This window comes from Photobacterium sp. SP02 (assembly GCF_038519165.1).
Taxonomy (GTDB): Bacteria; Pseudomonadota; Gammaproteobacteria; order Enterobacterales; family Vibrionaceae; genus Photobacterium; species Photobacterium halotolerans.
The window spans coordinates 19212-30102 of sequence record NZ_JASJOJ010000002.1; the positions used below are offsets into that span (position 1 = coordinate 19212).

Here is a 10891-nt window from a genome sequence, read left to right on the forward strand (position 1 = left end):
AAATATGCATCACTTAGTGATTGGTGAATTTGTGTTTAGTGTCGGGGGCAAAACGCCCCTGACGCGTTTTAACCGGACCACACCTGGCGCTTTCAGTGAAGTGGCGATCATTGATGGCGCACGTTCTGAACGCACCGGACGGCCGCTGGAATCTATCGATTTATCGGCCAAGTGGTTGCAATACGGGGCCACTGCCAAAGTAGACAAGATCCGCGTTCTGATTGATGAACCGCAGCAAGTCAGCGACGGGCAGGGCAACAATCTCGGGCGCTGGACCATTCGCAACCTCACCGAAGGCAAAACTGAATTCATTCACGATGGCAGGGCCATGGTCACCGACGTACAGCTGCAGCTGCTGGAGTACCGCAATGAAGATTAAAGCCCCCGGCGGTGAGCTGGTGACGGACTTTCTGTTTAAGCAGATCGGGCAAGATGATGATGCCCTTGAAGCGGCATTTTATCGGTTAAACCCGCATGTGCGGGGCGAGCTTTTCAACGCAGAGACATACGTTGTACTGCCGGAAGCTACCCGTGCACCCAATGTGAAAAAGGTAACAAGGAGCTGGGATTGATGATCACGTTAGAAGGCAAACACGCCGACATGATGATGTCGCGGCTGAAAAGCTGGCGGCTGGAAGATGGCAACGGACTGGACGGGGATTCACTCACGTTGGTACTGAGCTCAGACGATATCGACGGCCTGCCGCCCAAAGGTGAGCCCTACCTGGTGAAGTTGGGTGAGGTGGTACGCGATACCTTTCAGATCTCCAAACGCAGCTTTGGCCTGTCGCCCCGGGAAGTCACGCTTGTGTGCACCGTGGCACCATTTTCAATCAAAGATTCAACGGGTTACCGCGAACGTAAAAGCGCCAGCTGGGATAAAACAACACTGGCCCAGATCGTCAGTGACTGTGTGGCCCCACATGGCTACGCCGTTTTTGTTCACCCCAGATTACAGAAAATTGAAATCGAACATATCGACCGAACCGACGAAAGCACGCAGGCGTTTTTGTCGCGCCTGGCGAAACAGTTCGATGCCATTGCCAAGCCAGTCAACGACACCTTTGTGGTGGTACCGATTGGTGAGGTGAAATCGGCCACGGGCAAAGCCATTGAAACTATCACGCTTTCATTGCCGCAAGGCAACCAACCCGGCAGTGCTCAGTTTGTGAATGTGAGTGGTGATCTCGATGGCCGGAATGATTTCAACGGCGTCCGGGCTTTTTATGTCTCCACAAATGACGGGACAAAACAGGAAGTGAAGGTGGGAGCAAGCCCGTTCAAGTCACTGGGCAAAGACAAGAACAGCAAAACCGAAGCTGAGCAGGCCTGCGCGGCAGAGCTTCGCAAGCTGCAACGCGAGGGGCGCAAGGTGACCATTGATGCCCCGGCAAACCCTGCGGCTTTTGCTGAAGGGTTGCTCGTGCTCGATGACACGTTTCCCTCGGTAGCTGCCGGAACCTACAGCATCGACCGGGTTTCCCTGTCCGGCCAAGGCCAGCAACCTGCACGAATGTCTATCAACGCAACCTTAACGGGCGACAAGCATGAATAATCTGAAACTCAACGCCAACGCTTACAGTGCTAAAACCATCTCTCTAAAAATCTCAGACACCCAAATCAACAAGCACCTGCGGGATCCGCGTGTTCATCAGCTCAAAGATGAGCGCTGCTCGCTGTATCTGAAGTTCAACAAGAAACGCATGGGTGGTACCTGGGTGCTGATGGAGTACAAGGATGGCACGCAGTTTGGTCACCGGATTGGTAAATGGCCGGCATTACCTGCCAAGCACATTATGGAGGTGGTTGGACACGCTAAGAAACAGCTTTCTTCTGGAAAACCGATTGACTACAGCGGCTTTGAGACCGTTGATCAAGTGGTGAACTGGCACATTGAGCGAGAGTTTAAGCTCAAGCAATCGTCTAAGGCGCGGCTCAATAACCTGAAAAGTATGGGGGAGCTGCATCTGTGCAGTATTTTCGAAGGTCATCCGGCATTAAAGCTCGAACATCAGACGATAGACAGCAAGCTCATTCAGCCCATGTTTAAGCAGGGATACTCGGTGAGCTATGTACGGGCCAACTTCAACTTGCTGAAAACGGCTTATTCAACGGCAAAACGTCTCGGACAGATCAACACCAACCCCTTAGTGGGTGTGGGATTTAAGCAGTTTTTTGGTGAAACGTTCTCGGTGTCGGCGGCGCAAGTGAAAGGGTGCAGACTCAATACCGACCAAATGCCGGTACTGCTGATGAATGCTCAGCAGCAACATCCCATGGCACGAATGCTGGTGACCATGATTGCTGCTCATGGTTCGCGAATCGGAGAAACACGGATGGCGAAATGGCAGCACATTGATTTCACCCGGCGCTGTTGGATCATCCCCAAAGAGAACACTAAGAACGGTAAGGCGATGGAATATCCGTTAACGCCTGGCATGGTTGAATTACTGCGCTCATATCAGATGTGGCTGTTTGAGCTAGGTTACAAAGGCCACTTTCTGTTTCCGGCCAGCAAAAGGGACCAGGGCCCAATCAATAGCGCGGCTGCTTGTGAATGGGTGAGGGCGGTGTCAAAAGGCCAGTGGACATCCCACGATATCCGCAAGCGGGCAAGGTCAATCTGGCTGGAGCTGGGCATTGATTACATTATCTGTGAGTCATTGCTGAACCATTCGCGGGATATGCTGGATCAAGCCTATATCCACACGCACATGACGCTGCAGAAGATAGAAGCGCTGGAAACGTACCACAACTGGCTAAATTCCTGCTGGCAAGACTGGCTATTACCTATTTCGATTTCTTCACGCATGGCCGCTTAGGCCGCTCATCATTTGGATCAATTGAAGATCCTCCGATAAACCTTACAGGATGATTCAAAAATGGAAAAAAATGCTCAAATCGGGCAGATCGACGCTCGTCTGGTGCAAGCAGCACGCCTGGTACCGCAACAGGTTGGACAGGTGAAGCTGAGTAAAACGCAGCTGCGAGTGTTGCAAGCTATGAGGAAAGGTGAGCAGGTCACACCGTCACAAATTGCGGATCGTTGCGACCTGTCGAACTCATGGGCGAGTACGTTACTGCGGCGGCTATCTGAAAAAGCCTATGTTACCCGCCAGGCATTCGCGTGTCCGGCGGGTGGGGTTGAATACGTGTACGTTATCGCCTGACAGGTGTATCAAAAAATTAGGTTCTTCTGGAGGCGAAAATACTGCAAACGAGGCCAACTCCCGCGAAAGAAAAATTTTTCGGCAGCTATGGTCATCACCAACAGGTGGTCTTAGTGGTCGTTTTAGTTGATGTGTCTCAAAAGCGTTATGCGTAACGTGAGCTTGAATAATTTTTCCAATTCTAGTGATATCACTTTTAGATTATCGATTCAATTTTTCAGGTGCCCTTCATTTTATTATCCATTTTCGAATCGCCAAACCCTCATCAATTTAATGAATAAAATCAGATAGTAATCGTTTGTCTCGTCCATGCCGGGTGAACCACTAAAATGTATATCTCACTTTGAAAGGAACAAAACAATGTTGTTCATAATTCAATCGATGCTACTATATGTTGTGTTTGTAGTGTTTTTATGAGTGCTATATGTGGTGTTTAACCATTTTTGGGGAGCGAGCATGAACAAAAAGAAAACTTCAAAAAGTGTAGCAACTAAAGCCGCGAAGGCTCTATCTGATCCAAACGCATCAAAAATCAAAAAATCACTAGCTGCGAGTGCAATAGCCCAAGTAGATGGAGACAAACAAACTGGCGAGCAGATGGAAACTAAAGCTTCCAAAGTTCTTAAAAGTCCCAAGTATAGTGATGAAACCAAGGAGTTTGCTGCTTCTGTACTATCTCAAGCAAACAAAGAGAGATAACTTTACTTAAAATTACCAATTTTTAACTAAGTTAGAGGTCAACATATGGAAGATGAAATTACAGTTTGCAGTGAATGTGATGGTTCTGGATCTAACAAAGCCAATTGGCAAGAAATAGACGACAGCGGTGACCTGCAATATGAACCAATCCAGTGTCAGAGCTGCGGTGGTACTGGTCAAGAGCCTAGCTAAAGAGAAAATGACAAAATGCAGAAAAACCCTGGAGCATTAATCAAGCTACAGGGTTTTTTAATTTTTCTATGATGATTATATGCAACATGTTTAATTTATTTTAACTACAACCGAGAGATATTAAGGAGGTTAACATTTCTAAATTGAACTTCCGTAATGGTAACTTCATGTGTCCAGCTAGCGTCCTAATTTGATTGCATGGCCAGAAATGTCATTTAAAAACAATTAGATATATTGTGGCTCTCATAGTCCAGCCAAAACAAGGTTGGCTGGTTATCGTTATTACTCATTCTTACCTTTACTGGCATAAACGTGTTTTCTGAGGTCATTCTACCAAAGAATTGCACTGGCTGCGGGGGATTTTGGCATGGATGACGTGCTGTACCTTTGAAAGAACGGATTATTTTAAGATGACGAACAAGCGCATACCGACAGCGGTTAGGCATAAGGACTGTTGCTCTGAATGGATCTTGGGTTGTTATGTAACCTCAATGACATCGAGTTGAACGTCTTCGTAGGCGTCAGCCGCTGTATTGCGCCTTTTAAGGATTAGCACTTCGCCAGCCTGAAAGGGCTTGCCACCTGGGCCGATAGGGAATTGCAGCATGACCTTCTCAGAGGCGGATGAACCTTCGCCGCGACCGTAAACATGGGCCTGGCTGATAGGGTGCTCATCAGTGGCGTTCGGGCTTTTTCGAAAGGCATAAATGATCTGGCTGTCGACAGGGATCCGTTGAAGCCAGACACGGAGAATGCCGTTTCTTGCAGCGGTAGGGGGAACGGTAATTTTCATGGCAATTTGATTATAGTTAAACCCTGTGGCTGCAAGAGGCACATACCACAGGGCAATCGCTATTTCTTCGCAAAAGTGCGAAGGGAGCAACCATCATATTTGAGGGTTTCCGGTGGAACGGCTTTGCCTTTTGCATCAATAACAAGCAGGTAGATTTTCACATCATCGACGGATTTCTTCCGGCCAATATAGCGCCGTAATCCGCGAGTGAGATCAATAGAATAACGTGTGTGCTCGTAGCGCAATGGATGCTTTGTACGGATATCGTAATCGTCCCGCACGGCCATAGTCGGATTACAATGTCCTGATGCGCCGTGACAGGTACCATGACCAAACAAGACGAGACGTCCAGAGTAGCTTTCATCGTCATAACCTGTTGAAGCATTACAGGCGGGATTATTGATGTAAGCGCGAATCTCGTAACTCTCTTTGGGGGGATGTAAACGAAGGAAATCAAGTTGCGCCCGGACAAAGCCGCCTTCAACCAGTCCCATTGAGAGCTCTTTAGCCAGGCTTGCTGCTGCAGAGAGTGATTTGGCCGGCAGGGTGTTGGTGGTGCCTGTGGTTGCAATGGCGGATTCCACTGAATTGTCAGAATAGATGTATTTTAGCGAATTCTCGGCGTCAATCAGATCACGCCCGATGCGCCCGTCATAGACAACTTTCTGTTGAACGAATGTTGGAATATTTGCATCAGGGTGCAGTGTTTGCCAGTCAAACCAGACTTTATCGACCATGGAATGGTGAAGCCAGAAAAGGGGATCATAGGCCGCAGAAATGACTGAGCTCATGTCACCTGACCCTTGTGGTAAGGGGGAGTTACCTGCACCACCGACATACACATGCACAGCACCATGCGCGCCAAAATCGAAATCTTCCTGAAAGCGCATAAAGTTGGGGTTGTCCATGTAACGCTCAATATCGTTTTTTAGCTGACTGATGATGCTTTTAAAAGCGTTGGGGAAGCGTTGTGTGTACTGCTCATCACCTTCCAGGCCTTGAGAGGTGATGCGATACAGGCTTTTTGCCCGGTTGAGGGGATTATCCAGCTGGACGCCTTCTGCATTCTTATACTGACTGTCATTGAGCACTTTTGGCAGGCCGTTTGCCGCATGAGTCGATTGACTGAACTGTGTCCAGTCCCAATAAGGCAATGTGAGTTCAAGTTCTTTATCTTTACGTTTCCACTGTAAGGCCGTATTCAGGGCCTTTTCGAACGAGTAGATATATGAGCGGTGCCAGGTAAGAAATACCCGGTTATCATCGTGGCAAAGATCCTGGTCATAACCATGCCCTCGGGCCAGCGAAAAATAGCCACGGCGATCGCCAACCGCAATGTCTGAAATTTCATACATTGCGGCATAGGCGTCTCGTAAATCGTTCATGTCTTCAGGATTCAGACGTAACAGGTTGAAACGGATCAGGGGTAAGCCCGCCAGTTTTCTGCGGTAATTGAGTTTCGCTATGGTTGTCATTTCTCACTCCTCATTCCTTACTTTTGTCATTTAAAAAGCGGAAGGCAATAAGGAGACGGCTGAACTCGGGGATGTATTGCCTGCTTTACTGTACATAGATGTGTTCACTATAGTGCATTTAGGTGCTTATGGTGGCTAAAATTGAAAAGTGTGAACCAGAGTGTATGAGCTAAGGAGACAGGTTTGTATCTGATGTGGGGGTTAACTGAGTGGGAGGCGCTTTGGTCAGACGGTGTGAGTGTTTTCCTCAATGGTGAAGAGCAAAGCTTTTCATCAAGGTGAAAACATCGGGAAGCGGGTTTTGGGTGGATTGCAGTGGATGATCAGAGGAAATAAAAAGAGCGCCCTCAGGCGCTCTTTTTCGTGTTCATGTGCTTGAAGAGGGCTTATGCGCGCTCAACGTTAGCAGCTTGAGGACCTTTTTGGCCTTGCTCGATATCGAACTTCACTTTCTGACCTTCAGCCAGAGATTTGAAGCCTTCACCAGTGATAGCACGGAAGTGTACGAATACGTCTGCACCGCCGTTGTCTTGAGTGATGAAACCGAAGCCTTTCTCGTCGTTAAACCACTTCACAGTACCAGTTGCTTTAGACATAGGATGTCTCCTGAAAATATAGGAATAAATACGCCCAGGGGCGTGCTTCATGCCAACATAATGGATTACTTATGGACAAGGATGTAGCTCTTCAGGACAACGGCGCTTAGGTGAAGCGGGTGTATCGAAGTATACTTTTCACTTTGTTGCATAAATAGCGTTGCATTATAGGCAGAGTTATTAGGCCACAATGCAAGGCAGACGGCAAGCAAATAGTGAGTCATACCCAAAAAATCCTGAAAAATTGTGAAGATAACTGCAAATGTGAGGAATTGTGAAATGGATTCAGGACTTTACCTGAAAGGAGAAAGAAGAACTGGTCGGATTTCAGCGACAAAAAAAGGGCTTCACAGCCCCTTTTACGCTAATGTGATGTTAGCTTATAGTCTTTCTACGTTGGCCGCTTGCAAGCCTTTTTGACCTTGCTCAACCTCGTACTGTACTTTTTGACCTTCTTGCAGTGTCTTGAATCCATCACCGGCGATTGCGCGGAAGTGAACAAATACGTCGGCACCACCGTTATCCTGAGTGATAAAACCGAAACCCTTTTCCTCGTTAAACCACTTAACGGTACCTGTTGCTTTGGACATGTTGTCTCCTGAATCTCTTACTCTTTACGTAGCTAACCAATAAGGTTTAACGAAACACCAAAGAATTGCTAACTCTACATCCACAGTCATCCGAAAGAGTCCTGACGAGAAGTGTCGCACGCTATCGCATTAAGCTAAATCAATACTGGTATTAAGAAAGAGTAGGCTCTTGTATTCCAAAAGCAAATAATTCCGCAGTATATTGTGAGTCACATAACAAGAAACAGTGTGCATATTTGTTTTTCATTGCTTGTCGCATTAATGAAAAGCATCTGTCATCGGAATAATGAAAATCCACAGTATAATTAATCGGTTAAAAATCGTTCTTGATTTTTGATGCGCTGAGCAAGATCAATGAAATGCAGGGTGTAGTGAATTAAGAGTGATCTTACTTGTGAAGAAAGACAAGTTTCTGTTATAACCCAAGTAATGCAGGTTTTCTAGTTTCAAAGTAAGGACAAAACATGAGCAATATCCTGGAATTGGTGCGTCTTGCTAGACGCAAAAATAAACTTAAGCGTGAAATTCTTGATAATGACCGCAAGATCAGAGACAACCGCAAACGCGTCGAGTTGCTGGAAAACCTGATTGATTACATTCAGCCGAATATGACACATGAAGAGATTGTCAGCATTATTGAAAACATGAAAGCGGATTATGAAGACCGTGTTGATGACCACATCATCATCACGGCTGAGCTATCAAAAGAGCGCCGTGAAGCCAGTAAGCAATTGAAAGAACATAAGCGTACTGAGCTGGCGAACCGCCCGGCGAAATAAACGGATAAGCAACCATAACCGCTTGTCTCTGATAATAAAAAAGCCGCTTTCGCGGCTTTTTTCGTAACAAGTGTCTGCAGAGATGAGGCGCTGTTAGATTGCCAGCTCTTCAATCTGTGCTTTCGCTTCTCCGCGGCCTTTATCGGCCAGTTCATCACCCATGTTTAATGCTTCTGCGTAAACAAACTCAACCTCAGTCATGCCGACAAAGCCAAGGATAGTGGTCAGGTAAGGAACCATAGTGTCTGTGGCGTTACCTTTATGCATGCCGCCACGAGAAGAAACAACAATCACTTTTTTACCTGTCAGCAGACCAACAGGCCCATTTTCAGTGTAAGAGAAAGTCACACCTGCACGGGCAATCAGGTCAAACCAGTTTTTCAGTTGAGTCGGAATGCTGAAGTTATACATAGGTGCGCCAATGATAATAGTGTCACTGGTTTTGATTTCGTTGATCAGCTGATCAGACAGTGCAATTGTTTCTTTCTGACGCTGGGTCAGATTGTCACCGCCACGCAAACCACCGGCCAGTTCACCGTCTAAAACAGGGAGCGGATGAGCAACCAGATCACGTTCAATAATGGTGGAGATGCTATCTGCTTTAACGTTGACAAGATGATCAATCAGGGCGTTTGATTGAGAGTAACCGCCAAGAATGCTGGATTTCAGAACAAGAACTTTAGACATAATGCTGTCCCTTCTATAGTGATTCTTTAATGAACTTGGGCTAACTATAAATGCCGGGCTACAACACTAAAAGCTGAAAAACTTGTGTAAGTTGTTCGAGTATTTTGAATGAAGCAAGATTTGGTTCGGAAAAATTCGAGCAGTCTGAGGGGTAAAGGATTGAAAAACAGATAAAAAATAGCCCGAAACGACTCCTGTTTCGGGCTTAGGGGAATGGCTCGTGAGAGCCTTGCGCTAACTGGTTTATAAATGGAGATCAATTACAATATCAAGCTTAGTTCAAGCAGCATTTTTTGCCAGTTTTAGCCCTGAGACAGTCAAGGCTACTGCAATCATCGATACCAATAACCATCTACTCCAAATTCAAAGTGTTTTTCCAGATAAACCTGTATCTCTTACCAATTCCCTTGGCAGGCCATTTTTGATGCGATTTCCAACCCATTTCCCTATTCCCAGAGGAAAATCCTGATAGGTAACAATAACTTCACCTTTACCGGTGAGGTTTTGCGGGCGTATGTCTCTGCCCATGATCCACTCATTGGCTTCATCAGTAGTTAAAGAAACACAGCTTGGCTCTTTGCCTGTGGCCAGTGTCATGACTGCTTCATGTTGCCAGCGATACCCTTTTTTATGCTTTTCTGCCAGTTTAATGCCAATACGCTGGAAACGGATGTTTTCTAACAGCGGACGAAGTCGGGCAGGGAACAACCAGACTTCCTGATCCCGAAGCCAAACTTCCCGCTCTGGCGGTAGTGTCAGGCTGAGATCTGTGTACAGCTGCTGGTGGATTTGCTCACTGTCTTTGCGCGAGGCCAGAGAGAAGGGAAAACTGGCTTTTCGCTTTCTAGCCGGCTCGCTTTCAACGGCCGCAAGCTTGCGAATGCGGGCGACAAAAAAGCCTTCACTATCATAGACCTGTGGGAAAACGTGTAAAAAGCCTTCCTCGGTACAGGTTTTTTCTGCACCGTCAAATAAGTCAGCCAGGGTTTCAAATTGCACTGCATCGCCAAAGGTTTCTTTGAGAAATAAACATACCTCTTGATTTTCAGTATGATTAAGCGTGCAGGTGGAATACACCATTACACCGCCGGGTTTCAGCGCCTGAAAAGCACTGACAATAAGCCCGCGCTGAATCTCTGCAATGTCCTGGACGTGCTTGAGGCTCCAGTTTGCCATGGCGTCTTCGTCTTTACGGATTGCGCCTTCGCCTGAACAGGGGGCATCCAGAAGAATGCTGTCAAATGCTTCAGGGGTCCAGCTACCGAATATTTGCCCATCGAAATGTGTAATCGCGGCATTAGACACACCGCAACGCTGCAGGTTGGCGTGTAATACCTTGATGCGGCTGGCTGACAGTTCGTTAGTAACCAGTGCGCCTTTATGTTGCATTGAGGCCGCGATTTGCGTTGTTTTTGAACCGGGGGCGGCGGCCATATCCAGTACACAGCCGATTTGCTCGTTGTTTGTGAGTAAAGCGGTGACCGGCAGCATGGAGCTGGCTTCCTGTATATAAAACAGTCCTGCCAGGTGTTCTGCGGTATTGCCTAAAGACTCAGTGACTGACTCATCGTACTCTATCCAGAATCCTTCTTCACACCAGGGAACCGGCGTGAGTGTCCAGTCTTTGTCACTGACTTTTGCCAAAAAATCGGCGACGGAAATTTTCAGTGTATTGACCCGTATGCTGCGGCGCAGCGGGGTACGGCAACTGGCGAGGAAACTGTCCATATCCAGAGTGTCTGGCAGAATTTGGCGAATGAGGTTAATGAAATCGTCTGGCATGTAGATGGACTGATGCACTTGCTTTATCTCGGTTGGAATGCAGGCGGCAAGTCTATAACAAACTGACGTTAGGATAAAACAACAAGGCAAGCCCAATGGCTTGCCTTGTTGATGCAGCAGGCTGGAAC

Annotated in this window: 13 protein-coding genes; 7 read left to right on the forward strand and 6 right to left on the reverse strand. The window is 47.1% G+C overall.

Annotation, left to right across the window (positions count from 1 at the left end; all coding sequences use genetic code 11):
* Positions 1 to 4 precede the first annotated feature (4 nt).
* The 6 genes from P0Y67_RS01025 (at position 5) to P0Y67_RS01050 (ending at position 3869) form a co-directional block, all read left to right on the forward strand.
* A complete protein-coding gene (locus tag P0Y67_RS01025; RefSeq protein ID WP_161446196.1) occupies positions 5 to 379 on the forward strand; it encodes a phage tail protein in 375 nt (124 codons plus the stop codon).
* Complete coding sequence (locus P0Y67_RS01030; protein WP_342390361.1) at positions 369 to 572, forward strand: hypothetical protein; 204 nt, start codon at positions 369 to 371, stop codon at positions 570 to 572. Before P0Y67_RS01025 ends, P0Y67_RS01030 begins: the two co-directional genes overlap by 11 nt.
* Complete coding sequence (locus P0Y67_RS01035; RefSeq protein ID WP_342390362.1) at positions 572 to 1555, forward strand: hypothetical protein; 984 nt, start codon at positions 572 to 574, stop codon at positions 1553 to 1555. The genes P0Y67_RS01030 and P0Y67_RS01035 overlap by 1 nt, the downstream gene beginning before the upstream one ends.
* Positions 1548 to 2822: a site-specific integrase gene (locus P0Y67_RS01040; RefSeq protein ID WP_342390363.1), complete on the forward strand. Its 1275-nt coding sequence runs from the start codon at positions 1548 to 1550 to the stop codon at positions 2820 to 2822. Before P0Y67_RS01035 ends, P0Y67_RS01040 begins: the two co-directional genes overlap by 8 nt.
* A gap of 60 nt (positions 2823 to 2882) precedes the next feature.
* On the forward strand, positions 2883 to 3170 hold the full coding sequence (locus P0Y67_RS01045; protein WP_342390364.1) for a MarR family transcriptional regulator: 288 nt from the start codon (positions 2883 to 2885) through the stop codon (positions 3168 to 3170).
* A gap of 456 nt (positions 3171 to 3626) precedes the next feature.
* Positions 3627 to 3869: a hypothetical protein gene (locus tag P0Y67_RS01050; protein ID WP_161446186.1), complete on the forward strand. Its 243-nt coding sequence runs from the start codon at positions 3627 to 3629 to the stop codon at positions 3867 to 3869.
* A 670-nt stretch (positions 3870 to 4539) separates the two neighbouring features.
* On the opposite strand, the gene P0Y67_RS01055 is transcribed toward P0Y67_RS01050, so the two are convergent.
* From P0Y67_RS01055 to cspE (P0Y67_RS01070), 4 genes are all read right to left on the reverse strand, one after another.
* Entirely contained in the window at positions 4540 to 4854 is a 315-nt protein-coding gene (locus tag P0Y67_RS01055) for a hypothetical protein (protein WP_342390365.1), read from the reverse strand.
* 59 nt (positions 4855 to 4913) lie between these two features.
* Complete coding sequence (locus P0Y67_RS01060; protein WP_342390366.1) at positions 4914 to 6329, reverse strand: tyrosinase family protein; 1416 nt, start codon at positions 6327 to 6329, stop codon at positions 4914 to 4916.
* A gap of 386 nt (positions 6330 to 6715) precedes the next feature.
* Entirely contained in the window at positions 6716 to 6925 is a 210-nt protein-coding gene (gene cspE / locus P0Y67_RS01065; RefSeq protein ID WP_027252186.1) for a transcription antiterminator/RNA stability regulator CspE, read from the reverse strand.
* Positions 6926 to 7305: 380 nt separating this feature from the next.
* Positions 7306 to 7515, reverse strand: coding sequence for a transcription antiterminator/RNA stability regulator CspE (gene cspE, locus P0Y67_RS01070; protein WP_027252187.1), 210 nt, complete (start codon positions 7513 to 7515; stop codon positions 7306 to 7308).
* Between the two features lie 464 nt (positions 7516 to 7979).
* Here cspE (P0Y67_RS01070) and P0Y67_RS01075 point away from each other — a divergent pair, with 464 nt between their 5' ends.
* Positions 7980 to 8294, forward strand: coding sequence for a DUF496 family protein (locus P0Y67_RS01075; RefSeq protein ID WP_192017070.1), 315 nt, complete (start codon positions 7980 to 7982; stop codon positions 8292 to 8294).
* 93 nt (positions 8295 to 8387) lie between these two features.
* Here P0Y67_RS01075 and P0Y67_RS01080 read toward each other — a convergent pair whose 3' ends face one another.
* Both P0Y67_RS01080 and rsmF read right to left on the reverse strand, forming a co-directional pair.
* Positions 8388 to 8981: an FMN-dependent NADH-azoreductase gene (locus P0Y67_RS01080; RefSeq protein ID WP_192017071.1), complete on the reverse strand. Its 594-nt coding sequence runs from the start codon at positions 8979 to 8981 to the stop codon at positions 8388 to 8390.
* Between the two features lie 363 nt (positions 8982 to 9344).
* Positions 9345 to 10781: a 16S rRNA (cytosine(1407)-C(5))-methyltransferase RsmF gene (gene rsmF / locus P0Y67_RS01085; protein ID WP_342390367.1), complete on the reverse strand. Its 1437-nt coding sequence runs from the start codon at positions 10779 to 10781 to the stop codon at positions 9345 to 9347.
* Positions 10782 to 10891 lie beyond the last annotated feature (110 nt).

Excerpts from the sequence above, each read along its gene's own strand:
- P0Y67_RS01030 (WP_342390361.1), top strand. The coding sequence starts at position 369 with ATGAAGATTAAAGCCCCCGGCGGTGAGCTGGTGACGGACTTTCTGTTT.
- cspE (WP_027252187.1), bottom strand. The coding sequence starts at position 7,515 with ATGTCCAAAGCAACAGGTACCGTTAAGTGGTTTAACGAGGAAAAGGGT.
- P0Y67_RS01060 (WP_342390366.1), bottom strand. The coding sequence starts at position 6,329 with ATGACAACCATAGCGAAACTCAATTACCGCAGAAAACTGGCGGGCTTA.
- cspE (WP_027252186.1), bottom strand. The coding sequence starts at position 6,925 with ATGTCTAAAGCAACTGGTACTGTGAAGTGGTTTAACGACGAGAAAGGC.
- P0Y67_RS01045 (WP_342390364.1), top strand. The coding sequence starts at position 2,883 with ATGGAAAAAAATGCTCAAATCGGGCAGATCGACGCTCGTCTGGTGCAA.
- P0Y67_RS01040 (WP_342390363.1), top strand. The coding sequence starts at position 1,548 with ATGAATAATCTGAAACTCAACGCCAACGCTTACAGTGCTAAAACCATC.
- P0Y67_RS01050 (WP_161446186.1), top strand. The coding sequence starts at position 3,627 with ATGAACAAAAAGAAAACTTCAAAAAGTGTAGCAACTAAAGCCGCGAAG.
- P0Y67_RS01055 (WP_342390365.1), bottom strand. The coding sequence starts at position 4,854 with ATGAAAATTACCGTTCCCCCTACCGCTGCAAGAAACGGCATTCTCCGT.
- P0Y67_RS01075 (WP_192017070.1), top strand. The coding sequence starts at position 7,980 with ATGAGCAATATCCTGGAATTGGTGCGTCTTGCTAGACGCAAAAATAAA.
- P0Y67_RS01025 (WP_161446196.1), top strand. The coding sequence starts at position 5 with ATGCATCACTTAGTGATTGGTGAATTTGTGTTTAGTGTCGGGGGCAAA.
- P0Y67_RS01035 (WP_342390362.1), top strand. The coding sequence starts at position 572 with ATGATCACGTTAGAAGGCAAACACGCCGACATGATGATGTCGCGGCTG.
- P0Y67_RS01080 (WP_192017071.1), bottom strand. The coding sequence starts at position 8,981 with ATGTCTAAAGTTCTTGTTCTGAAATCCAGCATTCTTGGCGGTTACTCT.